The organism is Reichenbachiella sp. MSK19-1 (genome assembly GCF_003590315.1).
Taxonomy (GTDB): domain Bacteria; phylum Bacteroidota; class Bacteroidia; order Cytophagales; family Cyclobacteriaceae; genus Reichenbachiella; species Reichenbachiella agariperforans.
This window is the reverse complement of record NZ_MIER01000021.1, coordinates 370,829-394,791: the sequence shown is the minus strand read 5'-3', so window position 1 is coordinate 394,791 and position 23,963 is coordinate 370,829. Positions and strand designations below refer to the sequence as shown.

The following is a 23,963-nucleotide window of genomic DNA, read 5'->3' as shown; positions in this document are numbered from 1 at the left end:
ATTACTCCTCTCTAAACTACAATTCATAGAAACTAACCTAGCCTAATAGATACATCAAACCACTCAGCGACCTGCTCGACCGCTCCCTACAAGTTGATATGATTCGAAAGGTGCTCCCTCTAATTTTGATTCATCAACAAAAACAAACACGCCATGAAAAATCTAATTTGCCAATCCAAAAACCCACTCACACCATGGATCGCCGTACTCATCGGCATCTTCACAGCACTCTCAACCATCTCCAAGGCACAGGACTACTCCTTTCGCATCGACCAATCTGGGCAGGGACAAGACATCCTTCTCATCCCTGGACTCACCTGCGACGGAGCGGTATGGGATGCTACAGTCAGCGAACTCCAGCAAAACTACACTTGTCATGTGATCACACTACCAGGTTTCGCGGGGCAACCTGCTATCGATGTATCAGAGGGTTTCACTCCCCAGATGTCTAGCGAACTAATTCGCTATGTGCAGGAAAACCAACTCAATCAACCCATCGTCATCGGACACAGTCTGGGCGGATTTCTTGCTTTGGATATGCTGTCGCAAGAACCAGAGCTATTCAGCAAAGCCGTGATTGTAGATGCACTCCCCTTCCTCGCTAAGATCCAAACCCCCCAAGCCACCGAAGAATCCATGAAGCCCGCAGCTAAAAATATGATCGCTGCACAACAAAACACACCGCCAGAACAATACGCCGAACAACAGCGCATGTACCTGCGCTCCATGATCACTGACGAAGCAAATATCGATACTGCCATGCAGTGGGGTGCTGCCAGTGACCGGTCCACGGTAGGGCAAGCCATGTACGATCTCTACACGACCGACCTACGAGACGATATCGCTCAGATCAACAAGCCCGTACTCGTACTAGGCGCATACATCGCCTACCTCCAATATGGCGTCACCAAAGAAATGACCCTAACCAACTTCCAAAATCAATACAGCGAACTGAAAGGCGTGCAAATTTCACTCTCTGACAAAGGCAAGCACTTCATCATGTGGGACGATCTGGACTTCTTCATGCAGCAGACGACCGATTTCCTCTCCAAACAATAATCTCCCCAAACCATGAAAACACTAGAGCAACACAGAATCGAATTTTCTAACCGCCCGTTCATCGCTACTCCTCTAGCGGGACTAATCATCTGGCTATTCATCGGCTTGTCAGGCATTTTTCTCTCTACTGAGGCCACCGTCTGGATCCTATTCATCGGTACGGGTAGTATCGTCTATTTGGCGATGTTCCTCTCCCGATTCACAGGGGAGAACTTCTCCGAACAGAGAAAGAAAAAGAACCCCTTTGACCAACTATTTTTATTCGCCGTAGGGCAATCCTTCCTTGTCTATGCGATAGCCATCCCATTTTTTCGTCAGGACATCAGCTCGCTCCCGCTCGCTGTTGGGATACTCACGGGGACGATGTGGCTCCCCTTCACCTGGATCATTCAGCACTGGGTGGGGATATTTCATGCTGTCACACGCACCCTTGGACTGCTTGCGCTTTGGTATATCTTTCCCGACGACCGCTTCGTCACGATTCCTTTCGCCATCGTAGCGATCTACATCGTAACTCTCATCATCTTCCGAAACAGAAAGAAACAACTGCCGAGTATCGTTACGTCATAAGAAACAGGAGAAAACAAGAACCTATTATCTTTACGTCCCATGCAAAACATCACCAAAGCCACCCTCTACTGGAGCTGCCAACTCATCGGCTGGGGCATATATGTGGGGTTACTCATCTACAATGCTGTCAATTACAACACCGAGGATGACAAGCTCCCCAAAGTCATCGCGCTACAAGTCATCATCGGGCTATGTGTACTGTTGACCTCCCACGCGATCAGAATCGTCATTCTGCGCAAAGGATGGATCGAACTAGGAACTGGAGCACTAGCCTTGCGAATTTTAGGACTCACGATTGCAGGTTCGGTACTGGCGATCGCGGCGATACACTTGATGATGGTCGGCTTACTGGATTGGCACAACACCGTGCACCCTATCGAGTGGTCGAGCATACCTCTATACACTGCCAACCTGTTTTTCATGCTGATGTTTTGGAGTGTTATCTATGTGGGATACAAATACGCCGAAAGCGCCCGAAAGAATAAAATCGAGAAACTAGAGACTCAATCTTCGCTCAAGGAAGCCGAACTCATTGCCCTCAAGGCACAAATCAACCCACACTTCCTTTTCAACTCGCTCAACAACATCCGGGCACTCATCCTCGACCAACCGATGATCGCCCGCGACATGGTGACCAACCTCTCCGACTTGCTTCGCTACTCCATCGCCTTTAGTCAGCGGGCACAGGTCACCATCGCTGAGGAAGTCGATATCGTCAAAAACTACCTCGATCTCGAAAGCATCCAGTACGACGGACGTCTAGATTACAACGTCGATGCGGACGAAAACACCTTGAGCTGCATCATCCCTCCCATGATCATCCAAACCATGGCCGAAAATGCCGTCAAGCATGGCATCTCACAAATCAAAGACGGAGGACAAATACGCATCTCGATCCAGCAACAAGGCGACCAGCTCGTCATCGCAGCATCCAATACGGGCAGCCTCGAGCATTCCAAAACAGGCACAGGCATAGGCGTCAAAAATGCGCAAGAACGCATCAGGCTACTTTTCGATGTATCCCCTTCTTTTGATTTGACAGAAAAGGATAATTTAGTCACCGCAACCTTACAATTCCCCGCAAGACAATGAGAGCAATACTAGTAGATGACACCAAACTGGCACGACAGGAGCTACAGTTTTTACTCCAAAACACGAAGGGTTTAGATATAGTCGGCGAGGCGGCCAACGTCGATGAAGCCAAAGCCCTCATCGAACAAGTACACCCAGACCTGATCTTCCTAGACATCCAGATGCCGGGCAAGGACGGGTTCCAGCTACTAGAGCTACTCGACGAAGTACCTGAAGTGATCTTCGTCACCGCCTACAACGAGTACGCCATGAAGGCCTTTGACTACAACGCCCTAGATTACCTCCAAAAACCCGTCAAAGAAGAGCGTCTCAAAACAGCACTGGACAAAGTCAGGAGTAAACTCAGTGACAAACAAGAGCAACCCAAAGAACTACTTTCTGAAAACAGCCAAGTATTCGTCAAGGACGGGGAGAACTGCTGGTTCGTCGAACTAAAGCACATCCGTATCTTCGAAATCTATGACAACTACACCAAAATCTACTTCGAAGAGCAGACCCCTATGATCCCCAAGACGCTCAATTATATGGAGACGCGCCTTGACCCTCAGACATTCTTCCGAGCCAACCGCCAACAAATCATCAACCTCAAATGGATCGATCGTGTCGAACCTTGGTTTAGTGGGAGCATACGCATCCACCTCCGTGATGGCTCCATCGTAGAGGTTTCCCGTCGACAGACCCTCAAGTTCAAGGAGCTGATGAGTTTTTGATTCAGCACATCAGCTGATCGAATTACATCTCGATGAGTTTGCTCACTGTGTTCCAGTTGCGCGAGGTGGCACGGACTTTCAGCTTCTTTTCTAAGAAACTAATGTCCATTTTGGACTTCCCCATCCCCCGGTGGTAGCACGTATAGATGAGGTGGTCTATGATCTGATATTCATCTCCACCTAGATCGGCATCCGCCAAAAGCTGTAATCTATCCTCGGCAGGCTCGTCCAGCATCCAGCAGACATAAAGGCCTTTGGTATCTTCTACCTGTGTCCGAAAAGGATGCGCCGCTCTAATTCCCTCCAAAGTCGACTGCTCAAACACCACCGTCGGCACCTCAAAATTGTATGCTCCATAGATCGCCCCTTCGATGCAGGCAGCGGCCTGCTCCTCCGACTCCTCGCTCTCGAACACTATATTGCCACTTTGGATATAGGTCTGCACCGACTGCAAGCCCACTGCTTCCAGAGCGACCTTCAGCTCAGCCATTTTGATTTTCTTTTGTCCGCTGACATTGATTCCTCTCAGCAGTGCGACGTATTTTTTCATGGGATGAAGATAGAGATTAGTAACTAGACTTCACAAGGCAGACAGAATTAGCAATTAAACCTACAACAAACACCTGGCAGACTCGGTTCATTTTCAACTCATAGCATAGGCAAAATATATTCACTCCACTCTGAATCAATTTCGAATAACCATAGGTATTTCAGCCAAATCAAGCATGTGTCAGTGAGGCATTTAAAACTGCACGCAGTACGCCTGAAATGTCCTCCAAAATAATCGGGTAGTTGGCGCTCTCCTTCATTCAATTTTCTACAAAGAGTCACAACTTGTAGATGAGAGAGCGGTTCCTCTCCTCTGACAATCAATAATTAGTAACAGTTTGATAACTCTGCTTTAAGCAGATTAAAAATAGACTTTCAAGTATTTTGCACTTTACAAAAGACTCTTTCAACCCGTCTCCATGATGATTTTTAATCGCATAACACTCCTTAGTATCATATTAGCAGCCGCTATAAGCCACTTAGGCTGTACACAACATAACGACCCCCTATCCATAGCCTTCTTAGCAGATATTCATCTACAGGACATCTATGCTCAATGGGGCGACACAGATTACAGAGGTATAAAAAACCCGGCAAACGGTAAGTATAATACAATCCGGACAATGGATGCTCAGCTCCACTCCACACGGATATTTAACGAAAATTACTTCGCATTCATCGCTGCATTAGATGACATAGTATCAAGAAAAATCAAGTATGTAGTCATGCCAGGTGACTTTAGTGACGATGGTCAACCCATAAATATTCGTGCGCTAAAGCGGATTTTGGAGGAGTACAGGACAAAACATGGTATCTTTTTCTTAATGGCGACAGGCAACCATGATCCTGTACGACCTTTCAATCTGCCTGCTGGCAAAACGGATTTTATGGGGCTAGGAGGAAAAGAGCAAGTCATCATGAGTCAAGCCGACTTATACAACAGCTCATCTATGGATGATCTACCCGTGGTGATCACCTCCGATATACAAAAATCAGGGTATCGAGACATTACAAATGAACTGGCAGATTTTGGTTTCTTTCCTAAGTCATCTGATCTCTACTGGGCTAGTCCCTACTCTAGCTATAGTTATGAAGACTATGATTTTGATTTGGCTAAGCAAGAAGCAGTTCTTGATGTCCGACAATACACCATCGGGGCTCAGCCTTTTCGAATTCCCGACGTTAGTTATCTCTCAGAACCTATCGAGGGAGTTTGGTTCCTGTCAATAGACGCCAACGTCTATGTTCCAAAACAACAAGCCATAAATGCTCCGCATGACCCAAATAGCTATGAAGGAGCTAGTACGGGATTTAACAATGTGATGCATCACAAGTCTCACTTAATCCCATGGATCAAAGAAGTTATAAAGAACGCCAAAAGATTAGATAAAACACTGATCCCATTTAGTCATTACCCCATGATAGACTTCAATGATGATGCGACGGCAGACATTGCGCAAGTATTAGGGGAGAACAAACTCCAATTACATCGTGTGCCTTCAGAAATTGTCGCACAAACCTTTGCGGACGCTGGACTGAAAGTACACTTTGGTGGACATATGCACATCAACGATACCGGAGAGAGGACGACAGAACAAGGGAATCATCTAACCAATGTACAAGTCCCATCCTTGGCCGCTTATATCCCAGGCTATAAAATAGCAACAATTCATACTGATCGGTTCGAAGTAGAAACTGTCAAGTTAGACAAGGTTCCAAGATTCAACGAGTTGTTTCCTCTCTATCAAATGGAACATGACTATCTACAATCACAAAACCACAAAAACCTCTGGAATGACGAAATATTAAAATCCAAGAGCTACCATGAATACACTGAATGGCACCTCAAGGAACTCATCCGATTTCGGTTTATGCAGGACTGGCCTAAGGATCTAAAGGATCAACTTTTAAGCATGAATGGATTGGATCTATTGCGTGCTACACTGATACAGCACGCGTCTGAATTCGACGATTTTGTTTCATCCAGAAACCTATCCGAAGAGTCGATACAGCGTTACGACTCCCTCATCCGCAATCAATCAATCATTCCAGCACAACTAGAAGCTTGGACTGGATATGATCTTATATTAGACTTTTACCGTCTTCGAAGTGCGGACGAATTGGCTTTTATGGATATCGGTCAAAATAGGCTGGCTCAATATGAGCTACTCTATTCTACATCCATAATTACTGATCCCAGACACCCTCTACAAAAATCCATACATGGTATACTTCGGATACTTCACTCATTCGCGCATGGAGCTCCTGCGGATCACTTTAATATTGACCTAAAGACTGGTGTCCTATCTAGGGTCGACAACTAGTCCTATAAACTAAGAGAACTTAGTATTTGCTTGAACACACCGTGTGACACAACATAGGGTTAGTTCCGACCGAACCTCAAAAAGTCCATACAAAAAAAGCGCTACCATTTTTTGGTAGCGCTTCACAACTATACACTAGAAATGACTCATCTGTAAATCAATAATCTAGGTTTTGGACAAAATCCTTGTTGACGTCCATCTCTGACTGAGGAATAGCAAACACGCGACGAAAAGGCTGAGACACTGGCTTGGCAGTATAAGCATCCTCAAAAGTACCAAACCGAATCATCTGCTGTCTACGTTCTCCTTCCCAGTACATCTCATGACTGATCTCTTCATATAGCACCGCCTCATCTATATTCGTCAAAGCTGTTCCAAAAAACTGGTTTCCATCTATATCAATACTCCACCGAGAGGTACGTAGCAAATTGATATCCGCTAGTGCAGCAGTCAAATCACCTTTTCTAAATTTCGCCTCTGCTCGCATAGTATATATGCCCCCAAGCCTAAACAATGGGATATTAACACCTCCTGTCCCTCGCTCGTTCTCTGCATCATACTCCTGCTTGAATACTCGGACACCACGATTAATTTGGTCTTGAGAAAATGCTGCATCACCCGCTACATCAAAGTTTAAACCTGCTGTAAAGTCCATCAACAAGTCAGGTGTCTTCTCAGTATAAAGTGCCTGTACCAATACACGAGAAGCATCTACGGGATCAAACTCGAAGGCTCCATCACTAATGATGGGGCCGTACTGTTGTCCTTCTATAAAACCTCTATTGAAGTGAAAAACACCATCATACGGAAGGCTCACATCTGTCCCATCGTTTCTAAACACTTCTCCTCCATTATTCATCGTGTGCTTATGAAATCGAGGATCATCACGGTTGTCATCCCATGTTGCGAAAAAGTCAGGTGTAGTACATGAAGCATTTGATCCTCGGTTATTGTCAGGGTTAGCTTTCTGATTTCTACCCATTGACAAATACGTAAAATCATTCTGACCCGTATTCCCTCCACTATTGCTTTGGATGTAGGCTAAGATATGCTCTGGGTTATTGTTATTACTGACATCAAAAATTTCGAAGTAGTCTCCCTCCAGTGAAAAAGCCCCTGAGTTGATGACCAAATCGGTATACTCTATCACTTTATCCATATACCCACTACTTACAAAATCAAAACTAGAGTTAGGGTTGTATCGATCCTCATACACCGCTTTATTCAGGTAGATTTTGGCCAAAAGTGCATAAGCCGCTTCCTTAGAAAACCTGCCAGAATCAGTACCCCTAGTACCATAACTAGCCAAATCAGGAATTGCTTCTTCTAGGGTCTCGATACATATATCTATCGCCTCCTCACTCGTCAAAATACGTGGTGCGCTACCAAAACTCAAATCATACGGGTCTCTGTATGGTACCTGACCAAACAAGTCAACTATATTGAAGGTATACAGTACCCAAAGTGCTCTTGACTCTGCCAAGTACAAACTAGCCTCTTCGGTTTTGCTATCCTTGATAACCTCAATCGAACTGGCTGCCTGAGCCACCGCTTGATTCAGTCTAATCCATATACCCTCAGGCACTACACTGGCAGCACTCCATCCAAACTCATGTAGCTCTTTCCATTTGCCACCATCTCTCCAATCTTCACCTCTCACAGGCAACAGTGCCTCATCGGTGCTAAACTCCTGCAATGCCCATACGCCACCATAATCAGCAAATACATTTTCCTGCTTGGCATACGTAGCTGCTAACAAAGAGGCCTCTATGCCCTCGACAGTTTCGATGTCTTTAGGGACGATTTCGTCTATCACGATTTCTTCCAAGTCAGTACAGCTCGTAGCGACCAAAAGAAAACTCAAACCCAACAGGGTAGTTGATTTAAACATTTTATTAAACTTCATGGTTTCTTAGAATTTAATAGTTGCACCTAATAAATAACTTCTTGAACTCGGGTAGCTGGCATAGTCTATTCCTAGAGACGTATTACCTCCTACATTTTTGCTGGTATTGACAGATGGATCAAAACCCGAATAATCCGTAATAGTTACCAAATTTTGACCTGTCGCATAGAGGGTCAAATTCTTCAACCATTTGATATTGGCTGTATTGAACGTGTAGCCTATTCGGAGATTGTTGAGACGGATATAATCTGAACTCTCGAGATAATAATCAGACACACGAAGTGCATCATTCACAGACTGTCCAGAATTCAGCTCGTCATTCGTCACGTTTTTGCTAGACAAGAAATTGGACATGTGATCTGTCGCCAGCTTGGTATTGTTGAAAATATAAGCTCCAGTCTGCCCAACAACGGACATAGACAAATCAATATTCTTATACCTAAACATGGTATTAAACCCATAGGTAAAAGTCGGCAATGCACTCTCAGTAACCTTCTTTTCATCCGAGTATTGAGAGATTCCATTTTCATCAAAACCTAGATGCTCATACAAATTGAATGATCCTGCGGCATAGCCATTTTTGTAGATATTGACTGTCTCGCCGGACACTCCAGAACCAGACACATTGCCTGATAATATCTCTGTGACTGGCAGATTTTTGACCTCATTTTTGAGTGTCGCTCCATTAAAATCTACGGACCAGGACACATCATTACTCTGGATGATTTGGCTACCCAACATGAACTCAATACCTGAGTTGACAATTTCTCCATCCATATTTGTCCATACACTAGAGAAGTTAGGCTGTATGGCTGGGAGCAAAAGAATCGCATCTGTAGTTGCCTTGTTATAATAGTCAATGCTACCGTAAAGTACTCCTCCATAAAGTTGAAAATCCAAACCAAGATCAAACTGCGTAACAACTTCCCACTTCAGATCAGGGTTTGCTGTACGAGTATATGTCACTCCATTGACTAATTCGCTATCCTCGCCATTGAGAAAATAGCCATTGCTAGAAGTCGTAGAATAAGTCTCCTGTGTCACCTTGTTAGGCACTTCTTGATTACCAGTCTGTCCCCAGCTCGTTCTTAGTTTCAGCTCATTCACGATATAAGAACCTGCTAGAAAGCCTTCATCACCGATATTCCATCCTAGGGCAAATGATGGAAAGTAACCATACTTGTTGTTGTCCCCGAAACGGGTCGAACCGTCAGCCCGAATAGATGCCGTGACTAAATATTTTCCTTTGTAGGTATAGTTTAACCGTCCGAAATACGACTGCAATTCATTGATCTCCGCAAAGCCTGTCGTCTCGATTGCCTCTTGGTTAGATGCTACGCTCGGGTTGTTGGCAGGATCGACTCTGTCGTCATCTAGTTCCCTGAGCCCAAAAGTGGTTCCTGATCGCTCAAATTTTTGATACGAAAACCCTCCCAATACATCCAGTTTAGAATTACCAATGAGTTTGCTATAGGTCAGGTACTGCTCTAGCAAACGACTATAGTTCTCAAAGTTCTGCTGGTAGTAGGCTCCAGAAGATTCGATCTCGGTTGTATTAGGATAGAAAGTAGTATTTCGTTCCGAAAATGAGCGATCTATTCCATAATTAAGCTGATACTCTAGCCCATTGATGATTCTAAAGTTGGCCTCCACATTGCCCAAAACTCTGAGTGTCCGCGTCTCATCCTCATGAAAGTCTAACATATAGATAGGATTGTAACTACCCTCTGTATCAAAATCGAAGAGGTCCCCATTTTCATCATAGACTGGTCTCGTAGGGTTAGCCTTGAGTGTATGCGTGATTAGTTCTCCTGTCGCACCAGCAGTTTCACTAGTCGGTACTGCATTGTCGATCGTTTGAGAAGCCGTCAAATTCACCTTCAATTTCAACCGCTGGTTATCCATGAATGACTCCATCACATTGATACGTCCAGAGATTCTTTCAAACTCACTCTGCTCGATAACTCCCTCTTGATCCATCTGACTAATAGACGCATAGTAATTGCCCGAATCTGTTCCTTTGGAAAATGACAAGCTATTGCTAGTCGTCATCGCTGTTCTAAATACCTCATCTTGCCAATCGGTAGAGACATTAGGGTCATAGACTTGGCCAGGATTGTTCTCTGCATAGGTCTTTGCATCCAAAAGATCCAGTTTTTTAGAGACCGTAGATAGTCCTACATAACTATCCAAAGTCAGCGTACCTTCGTCCTTTCGCCCCTTTTTGGTAGTGATGATGATGACCCCATTAGACCCTCTGGCGCCATAGATGGCAGCAGCAGACGCATCCTTTAGCACACTGATAGATGCTATATCTGATGGGTTCAAAAAATTCAACGGGTTTTTGGCTCTAGAGCTACCGATTCCCGAATCGGGACCTCCCGGGCTGACACTGGCGTTGCTAAGTGGCACACCATCCACGACAAACAGCGGTGTACTACCACTACGAATAGACCCTGCACCTCTGATCATCACATCGACACCTGCGCCTGGCTCCCCACTAGAACTAATCACACGTACCCCAGGAGATTTACCTTGTAACAACAGTTCTGGAGAAGTGTTAATTCCCTCTCTGAAATGATCACTATCCACTTTATCCAAAGCTCCTGTCACATCAGCCTTATTGGTCGTACCATATCCGATCACGACAACTTCCTGTAGACTCTCTAAACTCGGGAGGAGTTGAATCACCATGTTTTCATCAGCACTCACCGATTCCGAATCATAACCAATAAATGAAAACACCAATGTCTGATCACCTGTTAACATATCGATGCTAAACTCTCCATTGATATTAGTCACTACACCGTTAGTAGTACCTATTTGCAGCACATTGGCTCCTGGTAGTGGCTCGTTATTTTCGTCCACTATTCGACCTTTTGCCGTCCCTACTACGGCATCCGTCGGGTTGTTTTTCCGGATCAAAACCAACCGATCGGACACCGCATAACTAAAGTCCGCCTCTGCTGACAACTCGTCCAGTACCTCTCGTAATTGTTTTCCTCTATGTACAATAGAGTATGTCATTTGATCCTCGATCACCTTCTCTCCGTAGCTGAACTTGTACCCAGTTTGTTCTCCCAGATGAGAAAAAATAGTAGTCAACGTAGCATTTCTTAACGCTACACTGACCTGTGGTGACTCACTATTGGCCCATACTGGACCAGCAGCTAGCAAAACTACCAGCATGAATACCAAGCATGCCGTTGCTTTTGTTTTATAAAAAATTATATTTGAATACATTATTTAAGTATTTGTTTTTACAATGCTTTGATTTAAGACCGTAGTTGTTGCACCAACTGCGGTTTTTTGGTTTCTATTTAACTGTGATTATTTCTTCATACATTTCAATTTTTAGGTTACCTGTTATATAATTTAATTGCTCTATCACGCTACTGAGTGTAGCATCATGACTAATAAATACCGTAACAGGAGTCTTCAAATCCTCTTGATTCTTTACCTGCGCTTTAACACCGAATTTGTACTCAATCACACTCAGCACTTCACCGAGTGAGGTATTCTCCAGTTGAAGATCTCGTCGATACCACCGCGTCATATGACTGTTTGTCAAAGTCTTTTTACTCAGGCTAGAGGTTGCTCCAGTGAAATAAGCCTCTTGGTTGGGGATCAAATCGACACTTTGATCTTGGGATTTCACATTGACTTTCCCAGTATGAACCGTGACCGTACAGTTGTCTTCTTTCAAGTCTATGTTGAAGGATGTACCCAGCACAGTAGTCTTAATCTGTCCAGATGATATCACAAAGGGTTTTTGGGGATTGCGAGCTACATCAAAAAAGGCATTGCCTCGGATTAAAGTCACTTGGCGCGTCTTGCTATTGAAATCTGGCGCACAGGACAGGGCAGAATGTGCTCCCAAGTATATCATTGTGCCATCTACTAAACGGACAGAATCCATTTGCTTTCCTGAGGCAAACATCATTGTTTGGCTTTCTACCTCATGGCTATCCAACCACAAAAACACGCCTATCAATAAGACAATGCTTGCCGCTATGGACATCCCCCACTGGAGCGCATAATGTTGTATCACCTTAGGCTCTTCATGCTCTATCTGATTGGAGATCGTCTCAAACATCCGGTTGGACAATTCGTCCTTGTCCCCCAGCACAGCATTATCCCACGCCTCTTCCGTTCGGTAGGCCTCCGAAAAATCATCTAATAACTTCTCCTCTTTGACGGTTGTCCTTTTCTTGAAAAATTTATCAATTAGAACCTCCAATATGTGGGAACCTTGCTTCATAGTAAATCTCTTATTCGAAGGAGAGTACCGAAGGGAGGCCGATCGTACTATGCGTAGATATTATGAAAAGATGAAGGAATCATTAAGTTAAAAAAGCAACATCTGATCAATCATACCAACCTTGCTACACATCTTGCAGATCCAAACGGAGTTGTTTGAGCGCTGAAGAGATTTGATTTTTAACGGTTTGATTAGAAAGTGCCAGTTCAGAGGCAATTTGCTCTACGCTCAGATCATGAATCTTATTCATCAGGAATATCTCCTTTCTTTTGCTGGGCAGCTTATTGATAGAAGTATAAAGTGACTGAGTAAGATCCGAATCATCTATTACCGAAGGGTTCTCTATAACAAAGTCCTCGAACCTAGACTCCAAAACTTCTTTAGAGAGCTTTTGATCTCGATAGTTTTTGAAAATCTGATACTTGACGGATTGAAACAAATAAGTATCCAATTTCTCAATAGAAAGTGATGCCCGTTTATTCCATAAAGAAACAAATAAATCCTGTACGATATTCTGAGATAGCTCACGATCCGCCGATAACTTAAAAGCGTAGAGGTACAATTTCTCCCAATAGCGACGATAAATCGCCTCAAATGCTACTTTACTGTCCTTTTTCAGTAGCTCGATTAACGCCGTATCACTCGATGAATGCATAGAGGTAACAATATTCAGATTAGTTGTCAGCACAAGTTATCTGGATACTATTACAAGCTCTTTATGTCAAAATTATGTTTTCGTGAAATCTAAATTTGATAAATCGATCTACTAAACTAAAACTGCTCGTAGTACGCCTGTAGCCGCTCATCCTTCTCTCCCGCTTTGATTTCGTCTAGTAGATCATTGACGCCATCGAGATCCGACATCAGGACTAGCCCTTGATAGGCAGCCAATCGGGTGAAATAGGTCGGGTGATTGCGTGCAATGTCACTGTACAAAACGACCGCTTCTTTGCGACGAACCTCCGAGGCATTGACGAGCTTTTCCGAATACACTTGGAGCAAAAAGTAAAGCGCTTCGTCATCCACGACCATGGCTTTGTCCGCAAACCACTGGAAAGAAGCTTCGCCAGTCCGAGTCAGATAGTACTCTGACATGGCCAATACGACATTGATATTGGTCTCTTTAGAAAAACTTTGCACCAATTCCTCACTTACCGTCTCTCCGTTTCGGAGCAGAAAAGTCATAGCGGTGCTTTGTACCAGGAATGACGGATCGTCCAAGGCTGCTACGATCTTGTCTTGGTTCTCTTCAAAATCCGTCTCTGCCAAATAGGAAATCACATAACTCCGTACATTGGAGGACTCATGAGTATAGGCTTGATCTAGCAGTGCTTGATATTTCTTGGGTTTGATTTCCTTTTCTATCATATAGTCTAAAGCAAACTCCTGAATAATGTAATGCGGGTCTTGGAGTGCTTGCGTCAATATCTGCTGGATCAGTTTCTTGTCCGTGATCTCATCTAACGACTCTACCACTTCCAGTCGACTCTGAAAACTCCGAGAATGCGTCATCTGAAAAGCCAAAGCTTCAGGAGACTTAGCATGCGTCACCGTACCCAGTAGCTGTCGCTCGGTATCAAAAACTACCAGCTCTGGCTCTTTGGTCAATGCAAACTCATAAGTCTCTACAGCCTCTTCCAAAATAATCGGGTAGTTGGCGCTTTTTCCCTCAGACCAAATCTCGACAAAGAGCGGCAGCTTGTACACTGGAGAGTCATCTCCTTGCACCTGCTGTACCAGCAACGTCAGCGTATCATTTTCGTACGTCTCGCTCACCATGATCTCAGGATGACCAGGAAAAAAGAACCATTGGTCAAAAAACCAATTTAGATCCTCTCCACTCACCTCCTCAAAAGCCATTCGGAGATCGTTAATCTCTACGGAAGACAGCGCATTTTGGGTCAGGTATAGGTTGAGTCCTGCGAAAAATGCTTCATCTCCTAGATAGTTTCTCAGCATGTGAATCACCGCGGCACCTTTATTATAAGAGTGCGTATCGAACATATCTTCTCTATCCTCATAGTAGAACCGGATGAGATCCTTAGATTCCTCCTCCGCTTCGTCTAAGTAAGCTTCTCGATCATTCAGCAGGTTGTAATCCGCCTCGTCCACGCCATATTTGTACTCATTCCATAGGTATTCAGAGTAGCTGGCAAAGCCCTCATTCAGGGTCAAGTTGGACCAAGATTCGCAAGTCACATAATCTCCAAACCACTGATGAAACAACTCATGGGCGATAATATCATCCCAGTTAAAATCTAATAACTCCTTTTCTTGCACCTGCAGCCCTTCCATGAACACTGATGCGGTGGTGTTCTCCATAGCACCTGAGACATAGTCACGCACTACTACCTGATCATATTTTGGCCATGGGTAGTCCACACCCAGCTTCTCAGAGAAAAACTCCATCATCTCTGGCGTATGACCAAAAATCGCTTGTGCATCTGCCTCGTATTTCTTTTCCACATGATAAGAAACCGAAATATCTCTCCACTGATCACGAATCACAGCGTATTCTCCTACCGACATCATAAATAGGTAGGGCGCATGAGGGATATCCAAAACCCATCTATCCGTTCTCGTGCCATCACCATTGTCCTTTTGGCTGGTCAAAATCCCATTAGAGAGTGTATTGAATTTGTCTTGAACAGTCATCGCGATGGACTGTGTACAACGCTCGTTAGGAGCGTCTATGGTTGGGAACCAAACGGAACTCGCCTCGGTCTCGCCCTGTGTCCATATCTGCTGTGGTTTGTTAGGATCTTTTCCGTCAGCATTGATAAAATACAGCCCTTTATCCTCAGTGATGGCTTCACTACCTCCTGCTGGTAGTTCGTTGGGTTTGGCGATATAATCTATAGCTAATTCTAACGTGTCAGTCCGCTCATAGATGCGGTCTAAACGAATCTGTATTTCAGATCCGTCATAGTCATAAGTCAGTTTTTTAGTCCCGCCCTGACTATCTAGTAACATGACGGATTGGATTGCCATGGCTTTTGCGTCTAGCGTCAAATCCTCCTGTGCATAAAAATAAGGTTTCAGACTCAGTTTAGCCGTACCAATCAACTGCTCCTTCTCCCAATCAAAAGAAACGGCCAAATCGGTATGTAGCAGATCAAAATACCGCGTCTCGGACGCGCGGTAGGACATAGGTACGGCATAGTCCTGAGAGACTGTATCAGACTCAGTCTCTTGCGCAAATAACTGCGCATGACCAATAGATAACAAAACAACAATAAAAAGAAACGAGATCTTTCGCATAGAGGTAATAATTAAGCTCAACCCGAGCCATGTGTAATGATGTTCAAACGAAAATAGGGCATTCAACCCAACTAGCTACAATGTAGTAGCAAGTTAAAAATTTAGACCCTAAAACGACAAGAGATAAGATAAGGTTAAAGTCTCCCTGTGTTTAGTCAATAATTACTATTTTCGCCAGTCTAATAATATATATTCAATGATTGATTACAACAGACTTAACAATATTTCGGGCTGGCTCATATTCGCACTAGCAACCACCGTATACGCATTGACCGTGGAACCTACTGCCAGCTTTTGGGATTGCGGAGAATTCATCGCCGTGTCTTACAAACTAGAAGTACCTCACCCACCAGGGGCCCCCTTCTTTCTACTACTCGGTAGATTGTTCTCCTTCCTCGCAGGAGGAGACCGAGAACAAGTGGCCTACTGGATCAACATGCTCAGTGTATTGAGTAGTGGTTTCACGATTTTGTTCCTCTTCTGGTCAATCACGCACATTGCTAAAAAACTAGTCCCTAGCGAAGAAACATTAACCAACTACCTACTAATCATCGGTAGTGGCGTAGTAGGCGCATTGGCCTACACCTTCTCAGACTCATTTTGGTTCTCCGCTGTAGAAGCAGAGGTATATGCCATGTCTTCGTTCTTTACCGCGTTCGTGGTTTGGGCAATCCTCAAATGGGAGAACATCAAAGACCCTTCTGACGAAAACAGATGGATTATTTTGATCGCCTATATGGTAGGTCTATCTATTGGTGTTCACTTGTTGAACTTGGTCACACTACCTGCACTCGGCCTGATCTACTACTTCAAGAAAAGAGAAAAGGTCACCCGAAATGGTATCATCGCTACCCTCGCCATCAGTGGCGCTATCGTGATGATCATCATGAGTGGTGTCATCCCTGGTCTACCGAGTATGGCCAGTGTATTAGAAATTTTCTTTGTCAACAACCTCGGACTCCCATTTGGTTCAGGTGTTATCTTTTTTGCTGTCGTGTTCTTAGGAGGGCTCATCTACGGAATCTATTATTCTATCAAAGCAAAAAAAGTTACACTCAATACCATTTTGGTTGCCTTTGCTTTCATCATCATAGGTTACTCATCCTATTCGATCGTCTTGATTCGCTCGACATACAACCCTCCTATTGATGAGAACAACCCTGAGGATATACTCAGTTATGTATCATACCTCAAACGTGAGCAATACGGCAGTAGACCACTACTCCATGGGCAATACTTCACTGCCGAGTTAGTGGGGCAAGAAAAGGGAGATGCTGTCTATAGAAAAGGCAAAGAAAAATACGAAATCTCCGACTACAAACTGGAATACAAATACGATCCAAAACAGACAACCATCCTACCGAGAACCTACAGTTCGCAACCAGGTCATGTCCAGAAATACCGTGAAGTTTTAGGACTAAAACAGGGAGAGAAGCCCAGCTTTAGTGATAACATCTACTTCATGCTAAGGCATCAGATCGGCACGATGTACTTCCGCTACTTTATGTGGAACTTCGCTGGTAGAGCCTCCGACATACAAGGAGCCACTTGGCTCGGCATCTTCGATGCACTCGAAGAGGTACCTTCTTCACTAGCAGAAAACAAAGGAAGAAACGCCTTCTTCATGATCCCACTCTTTCTGGGCATCATCGGATTGATCTTTCAGTACTACAAAGACCCAAGGAACTTCTCCTTCGTCGCGATGTTGTTTTTCCTCACAGGTGTGGCAGTGGTACTTTACCTCAACTCCCCTCCTACTGAACCTAGAGAGAGAGACTATATCTATGCAGGATCCTACTATGCTTATGCTTTCTGGATCGGTTTAGCTGTGATACCGCTATCGCTAGGGTTGAAAAAAATAATCAAAGCGGGTAATGTCGCTGCGATCTTATCCATCTTACTATGTCTATCCGCTCCTGCGATCATGGCGAGTGAAGGATGGGATGATCACGATAGATCTGACAGATATTTCTCTGTAGACTCTGCGAAGAACTTCCTAGCCTCATGCGAGGAAAATGCAATCATCTTCACTGGTGGTGACAATGACACCTTCCCACTGTGGTATGTACAAGAGGTCGAAGGATTCCGAACAGACGTTCGTGTGATTGTACTCAGCTATTTCAATACAGACTGGTACATCGCGCAGATGATGCGTGACGCCTATGAATCTGAGCCATTGCCATTTGGACTGAGCCTAGATCGCTACGCACAGGGCGGACTCAATGACTACCTACCGCTAGTCGAGAGACAAAACATCAAAGGAGGTATGATGAACGCTGAGCAGTTCATCAAACTGATCAACGATGAGCACCCTGCTCTTCAGGTACCGACATCTATCAGCAAGTACAACTCAGTCCCTGCGAAAAACTTCTTCCTAGCTGTAGATACTGCGAGTGTAACAGCTAAAGGAATCGTCCCTGAGCAATATCAAAACATGCTCGTAGATAGAATGACATGGAGTATGAAAGGGAGTGGTCTAGAGAAGAAAGATCTTGCTATACTCGATCTCATAGTCAACAACAACTGGGAACGCCCGATCTACTTCAACAACACCTCCGCATCGAGTGTCAACTTCAACATCAAGAAATACATGATGCAAGAAGGAAATGCTTTCAGACTATTGCCAGTAGAGAACCCAGCAGGTAACGAAATGATGGTCGATACAGACAAAATGTATGACAATCTAATGAACAACTTCCACTGGAGAGAGCTGGATAATCCTGAGGTATACTACTCAGAAGATTACCGCAACTTCATCCTCAACCATAGAGCGACGTTCAACACACTGATAGACGCACTGTTATTGGAAGGAGACAAAGATCGTGCACGCAATGCCGTGATGAAATGCCTAGAGGTCATGCCTGATGAGGCAGTTAGATTTGACCACTTCAGCGTGCAGCAAGTTAACTATCTCATGATACTCGAAGAAGAAGAACTTGCTATAGACATGGCAGAAAAAATCGGTACACGTGCAGATGAAATGCTTGCCTATATGTTTGACAAAGGAATCACCAATAGATTCGATCTACAGAAAAACCTGATTTCGCTAAGCGAGCTAGCCCGAACCTTCAGATCAGCGGACAACAACGAGCTAGCACAAAAATATGAAACACTATTCCGCAACTACTATGGCATGGTAGAGTAAGCCAAGGACGGTTTCATCTGTGGCTAGTACTGAAATGGGTTGACAGATTTTAGTGAAAATTATTTTAAGCCGAAGGGAAATACCTCTTCGGCTTTTTCATGCGCCTGTTCCTTGGAGATGGTGGTGTACTAAAAGCAAAAAGCCAAGACTCATACGAGTACTTGGCTTTTATAACCAACCATTATTATTTTTTCAAAAACTTATAAGCTTCTTTGAACTGGGTCTCTTCATCTTCTATGATTAGAAAGTAATAACCTGATGAATAATTTCTCAGGTCGATCTTGTATTTGTCTTTCCCGATAGATTCGGCCTGCACATCTACTGTATTACCGATCACGCTATGAAGCTGGAAAGTAACTTTCTTTAGGTTGGAATTTTCGATATTCACTACAATGAAATTAACTGAAGGATTGGGATAAATATCGATTTGATTGGTGAGGTCTAGTAATTCGTCTGAGTAGACAATGACCTCTGAGTTGGAAGCAAATACTGCTCTCGTATCAGCTAACTGTCCCTGGGTCACCAAGGCAGCACTGCTCAAAACGAAACATAGTATAACTGCTTTTAACTCCATATATATTACTTACTAAAAACACTGCTGCAGATTTTACGAAATACTTTCGTAATGGTTCAAATGAATATAGTTAAATTATTATTAATATCCGAAGACCCCTTAGACTAAAACTAAGATAACTGTCAAAAAACAGAAAAGCTATCTATCTACTTTTTAGACACTTAAGCACTAATGGGGTTTTAGTGATAAGATCCGATGCGATCAAAGACTCCTCCGCCCCCTCTGCTAAAAACAAATCTCCTGCACGACCATGAACAAAACAAGCCACCAAAGTAGCCGACAGACTATCATACCCCTGAGCCAAAAAAGCAGTGACCATTCCCGTCAATACATCCCCACTACCACCAGTGGCCATACCTGGATTACCAGTCGAATTAAAAAACAGACGCCCATCTGGGGTAGCCACCGTACTATGCGCCCCTTTGAGTAATACAATCGCATCCAACCGCTGTGCCAGTTCCATTTGCAACGCCAATTTATGCGCATCATCATCCCACTCCCCTACCAACCGAGCAAACTCTCCTGGATGAGGGGTCAACACACTGCCCTTAGGCAGATACTCTAACCATGTCGGATGTTGACTCAATATATTCAATGCATCTGCATCCAAAACCATCGGGACTTTACTCGACCCTATAAGCAGCTTTAGTCGCTTGGCAGTTTCGTCCTCCGTACCTATACCTGGCCCCACACCTATGGCATCAAACCCTTCCAAATCATCGAACTTTTCATTGACCTTACTATTCTTATCTGCACGTACCATTGCCTCAGGTGTCGTCGTCTGTAATATATCTACACCGCACTCAGGTACCTGCATCGTCAATAGCCCCACACCAGATCGGAGACATGCCTGTGCGGCCAGCACCGCTGCTCCCATTTTGCCAAAACTCCCTGCCACAATCAAACTACGACCAGCATCTCCTTTGTGTGCATATTTTTTTCTCGGGATCAAAAGAGACTTTATGAATGCTTCAGTCAAAAAATACTGCTGCACAGCGACCGAACGAATAAACTCTTCACTCAATCCAATATCGATCACGTCCAACCGTCCAGTATGCACATCATTCTCAGGCAACAATTGTGTCAACTTAGGAGACTGAAATGTAACCGTATGACTCACCTCCATCACTGCCCCCTTACCATATCGCGTCTCACAGCCCAGTCCCGAAGCGATATCTACAGCAATCACATCTTTCGCCATACTGCGGTTAATTGCTTCGATACATTCTGCATAAATCCCCTCGACGGGTCTCGATACGCCCGACCCAAACAAAGCATCTATGACCAAATCTCCATTTTCAATAGTAGGAAAAACGGCCATATCACTGACCCATACAGGCGCTAGCAACCCTTTGAGTTTTTTCAAATTAGACTGAAAATCAGGCGTCCCCTTTTCAACATCACCAAGGAGGTACACCTCCACGTGATAATCTGCGTCTAATAACAAACGGGCAATAGCCAATCCATCTCCTCCATTATTTCCCGTCCCACAAAAGACCTTAACAGATTGATCTTTCGAATAGTCTCTCAGAAAAGCCTGAACAAAACACGTAGACGCTCTCTCCATTAAATCAATAGAGGCAATGGGTTCATGCGTAATCGTATATTGATCTGCTTGGCGGGTTTGTTCGGCACTAAAAATCTTGAGACAGAGATTACTATTCATATAATTCAAATTAAAAAAAGCCCAATTTAAAGAATAATGTCCCCTGACTGATTGCCTTAATATTAAGAAAAACTACATCAACGGTTAACATGACTACTACGCTCTAAACTTTGTACCTATAAGCTGAGTCATTCTTTATTGATCAATAAAATAAGGAATATATAAGAACATTCTCCTGCCAAATCACACCTTTTTCAAGGTAATAACACTCCCAACTGTCCACTTATTTTAGCCTCAAACGAAACATAACAAACTGTATTACAGACTGTAACAAAATCATACTTCCATCCTCATCCACCAATCCACTACTACGAATAGCTTCTTTATTCGCTTCGAGAGACATTTGATTCACAATGCCTGAGGTTTGACCGGTTGGCTATTTGATTGATTATGAAAGCATGAGAGAGTGAATCTACAAACCGACAAGGCTTCACTTAAAACTAATTACTATGAAAAAAAACAAAACGAACCTCAACTGGAAGACGGCTACCGTCATGGCCTTACTCGGTCTGGCGGTCATGTGTCCTAGCACCCGTCTCTACGCGCAGTACATTCACACGAATGGCACACAGATCGTAGACGAAAACGGAAACGACATCTACTTCACCGGCATGAATCTCGGCAACTGGCTGCTCTGGGAAGGTTACCTCATGATGGGTGATTTCAATTACCGAACACACACGCAGTTTTTCAATTCCGTCAAGGATGCCTTCGGTGGTGATCTCAATCAAGCCATTGAATTTGAGCACCAGTGGCGCATGAACTACGTCACCGAGCAGGCCATCGCAGATCTCAAAGGCCTTGGATTCAACTCGGTACGTGTGCCCTTTCACTACAACCTCTTTTGGGACTACAACAGCAACGCACCCTCAGACCGAGGTTTTGCATACATCGATCGCTTGGTCAACTTTTGCCGTGCACATGACATGTACATCCTACTCGACATGCACGCTGCTCCCGGCTACCAAAATCCCGGCGACCACTCGGACAATGTCAACTCCAACGCCAGCCAACCGCGCGAGACGGTGACCTTCTGGGATGGAAACAATGTCAACATCGCAGCTGATGTATGGCGTCACATTGCGGACTACTATCAAAACGAACCCGTCATCTGGGGCTATGACTTGATCAACGAGCCCGTCCCCCAGCCCGGTCGTGAGTTCGAACTGATGGCCTCCATGATCACCATGCGAAATGCCATCCGCCAAGTAGACAACAACCACATCATCGTGGCAGAAGGCAGCTGGTGGGGCTCGGACATGCAAAAACTAGACTGGATGGATCCCGAAACACAAAACCAAAGTGGCATCAACTACCGCTGGGACAACAACCTCGTCTACCAGACACACCACTACTCCCATGACGTCTCGGCACTGAACGGCCGACTCGCCATCTGCAACAAACTCAATGTCCCCATGATACTGGGGGAATACGGTGAGAGTGACAACAACAACTTGCGAAACATGACCGATTGGTGCATCAACAACGACGTGGACTACTTCCCATGGTCATTCAAAAAAATGTCGCACGACAAAACGCTCTGGACCATCCATCCTAACGGCCCATACAATGACCTCAAAAACTTCATCAACAGCGGAGGCAATCCACCTGCCAATATCTACAACGATATGATTGCCTTTTGTCAAAACAACATCGCCAACGGAGCGCCAGGGCTCACTTGGGATCAAGGCTGGTATGAAGCGGTTAAAAACAACAACAGTACAGTGAATCTGCCCGGAACGGTACAGGCAGAAAGCTATAGTGCCATGAGCGGCATCCAAACAGAAGCATGCGCCGAGGGAGGAGAAAACATCGGCTATGTAGACGCAGGGGATTGGGCGGACTACTCCGTCAATGTCACGAGTGCGGGTAGCTATCAGGTGCAGTTCAGAGTAGCGGCAGATGGAGCTGGCAGCAAAAGCATACAGCTGCAAGCCGGAGGCACTACCGCCACGGCCAATTTCAGCGCCACAGGCGGATGGCAAAACTGGACGACAGTCTCTACCACCATTTGGCTGAGTCCGGGAAGTCAGACGGTGCGTATCTATTTCCCGGTATCGGGACTCAATGTCAACTACGTGGCATTCTCCCCTGACGGAGGTACGACAGACCCTGACCCCAACCCGACAGCACTACTGATCCAAGCAGAAGACTACTTCCAAATGTCTGGGCTACAAACTGAAAACACCTCTGACACCAACGGTGGACAAAACGTCGGCTGGATCGATGGAGGCGACTGGGCAGGCTACAATGTCAACGTCCCAGCGACGGATACCTATATCGTCAGCTACCGTGTCGCCTCGCAAAATGGCGGTGGACAGATCCAGCTCGAAGGATTCGGCGGAGGAGCAGTCTACGGTACGATGAATGTCAACGCCACAGGTGGATGGCAAACGTGGACGACCGTCTCTCATAGTGTACAGCTCACAGCTGGGCAACAGCAGTTGGCCTTGGCCTTCCCTTCGGGTGGATTCAACCTCAACTGGTTCGAAATCGCAAGTGGATCGGGGGCAAGAACAGCCAATACAGGAGCAGATATACTGAGCCAATCGAGCCTCACCTGCTATCCTAACCCGACCGCTGATCAGTTGACACTACAGGGGTTAACAGCTGATGACTCACACCTGAGCATCTACAGTCTGGATGGACGCATGCAGCTGGATCAGTCGCTCTCAGGAGCCTCCGAACTCCGCATCGATGTGTCGGCACTGAATCCAGGCGTATTTGTGCTGCGCATCCAAGGAGCTACCGGAGTACACTGCATCCGGTTCGTCAAAAGATAGTAATCCTGAAGTAAACCCTCCATACCACATGGCATCTGGGTTTTAATCATTCTTAGTTTAGAA

Annotated in this window: 15 protein-coding genes; 7 read left to right on the top strand and 8 right to left on the bottom strand. The window is 44.9% G+C overall.

The window, feature by feature from the left end; all coding sequences use genetic code 11:
- Window positions 1-153 precede the first annotated feature (153 nt).
- Genes BGP76_RS19610 through BGP76_RS19595 form a run of 4 tightly spaced genes read left to right on the top strand, consistent with a single transcriptional unit; the run spans window position 154 to window position 3,431 of the window.
- Window positions 154-1,059, top strand: a complete 906-nt coding sequence (locus tag BGP76_RS19610) for an alpha/beta fold hydrolase (RefSeq protein WP_119845915.1) — start codon at window positions 154-156, stop codon at window positions 1,057-1,059.
- A gap of 12 nt (window positions 1,060-1,071) precedes the next feature.
- Window positions 1,072-1,629: a hypothetical protein gene (locus tag BGP76_RS19605; protein WP_073122714.1), complete on the top strand. Its 558-nt coding sequence runs from the start codon at window positions 1,072-1,074 to the stop codon at window positions 1,627-1,629.
- A gap of 39 nt (window positions 1,630-1,668) precedes the next feature.
- Window positions 1,669-2,721, top strand: coding sequence for a sensor histidine kinase (locus BGP76_RS19600; protein ID WP_119845914.1), 1,053 nt, complete (start codon window positions 1,669-1,671; stop codon window positions 2,719-2,721).
- Complete coding sequence (locus tag BGP76_RS19595; protein WP_119845913.1) at window positions 2,718-3,431, top strand: LytTR family DNA-binding domain-containing protein; 714 nt, start codon at window positions 2,718-2,720, stop codon at window positions 3,429-3,431. The genes BGP76_RS19600 and BGP76_RS19595 overlap by 4 nt, the downstream gene beginning before the upstream one ends.
- A gap of 22 nt (window positions 3,432-3,453) precedes the next feature.
- Here BGP76_RS19595 and BGP76_RS19590 read toward each other — a convergent pair whose 3' ends face one another.
- Window positions 3,454-3,981: a DUF1697 domain-containing protein gene (locus BGP76_RS19590; protein ID WP_119845912.1), complete on the bottom strand. Its 528-nt coding sequence runs from the start codon at window positions 3,979-3,981 to the stop codon at window positions 3,454-3,456.
- Window positions 3,982-4,399: 418 nt separating this feature from the next.
- Between BGP76_RS19590 and BGP76_RS19585 the strand changes: the two genes are divergently transcribed.
- The gene (locus tag BGP76_RS19585) at window positions 4,400-6,304 is read left to right on the top strand and encodes a metallophosphoesterase (protein WP_221409913.1); all 1,905 of its coding nucleotides are present in this window, start codon (window positions 4,400-4,402) and stop codon (window positions 6,302-6,304) included.
- Window positions 6,305-6,461: 157 nt separating this feature from the next.
- On the opposite strand, the gene BGP76_RS19580 is transcribed toward BGP76_RS19585, so the two are convergent.
- The 5 genes from BGP76_RS19580 to BGP76_RS19560 form a co-directional block, all read right to left on the bottom strand.
- Window positions 6,462-8,210, bottom strand: coding sequence for a RagB/SusD family nutrient uptake outer membrane protein (locus BGP76_RS19580; protein WP_119845911.1), 1,749 nt, complete (start codon window positions 8,208-8,210; stop codon window positions 6,462-6,464).
- A gap of 6 nt (window positions 8,211-8,216) precedes the next feature.
- Window positions 8,217-11,453: a SusC/RagA family TonB-linked outer membrane protein gene (locus tag BGP76_RS19575; protein WP_221409912.1), complete on the bottom strand. Its 3,237-nt coding sequence runs from the start codon at window positions 11,451-11,453 to the stop codon at window positions 8,217-8,219.
- Window positions 11,454-11,526: 73 nt separating this feature from the next.
- Window positions 11,527-12,471, bottom strand: a complete 945-nt coding sequence (locus BGP76_RS19570; RefSeq protein ID WP_119845910.1) for a FecR family protein — start codon at window positions 12,469-12,471, stop codon at window positions 11,527-11,529.
- Between the two features lie 124 nt (window positions 12,472-12,595).
- Window positions 12,596-13,126 carry an RNA polymerase sigma-70 factor gene (locus tag BGP76_RS19565; protein WP_073122722.1) on the bottom strand — a complete coding sequence of 177 codons (531 nt, stop codon included), beginning with the start codon at window positions 13,124-13,126 and terminating at the stop codon, window positions 12,596-12,598.
- 116 nt (window positions 13,127-13,242) lie between these two features.
- On the bottom strand, window positions 13,243-15,732 hold the full coding sequence (locus BGP76_RS19560; RefSeq protein WP_119845909.1) for a M1 family aminopeptidase: 2,490 nt from the start codon (window positions 15,730-15,732) through the stop codon (window positions 13,243-13,245).
- A gap of 196 nt (window positions 15,733-15,928) precedes the next feature.
- On the opposite strand from BGP76_RS19560, the gene BGP76_RS19555 reads away from it, so the two are divergent.
- Window positions 15,929-18,877, top strand: coding sequence for a DUF2723 domain-containing protein (locus BGP76_RS19555; RefSeq protein ID WP_119845908.1), 2,949 nt, complete (start codon window positions 15,929-15,931; stop codon window positions 18,875-18,877).
- Between the two features lie 184 nt (window positions 18,878-19,061).
- On the opposite strand, the gene BGP76_RS19550 is transcribed toward BGP76_RS19555, so the two are convergent.
- Together BGP76_RS19550 and BGP76_RS19545 are read right to left on the bottom strand one after the other, a co-directional pair.
- Complete coding sequence (locus tag BGP76_RS19550; protein WP_073122724.1) at window positions 19,062-19,451, bottom strand: T9SS type A sorting domain-containing protein; 390 nt, start codon at window positions 19,449-19,451, stop codon at window positions 19,062-19,064.
- A gap of 142 nt (window positions 19,452-19,593) precedes the next feature.
- The gene (locus BGP76_RS19545) at window positions 19,594-21,117 is read right to left on the bottom strand and encodes an NAD(P)H-hydrate dehydratase (RefSeq protein ID WP_119845907.1); all 1,524 of its coding nucleotides are present in this window, start codon (window positions 21,115-21,117) and stop codon (window positions 19,594-19,596) included.
- A 449-nt stretch (window positions 21,118-21,566) separates the two neighbouring features.
- On the opposite strand from BGP76_RS19545, the gene BGP76_RS19540 reads away from it, so the two are divergent.
- Window positions 21,567-23,900 carry a carbohydrate-binding protein gene (locus BGP76_RS19540; RefSeq protein ID WP_119845906.1) on the top strand — a complete coding sequence of 778 codons (2,334 nt, stop codon included), beginning with the start codon at window positions 21,567-21,569 and terminating at the stop codon, window positions 23,898-23,900.
- Window positions 23,901-23,963 lie beyond the last annotated feature (63 nt).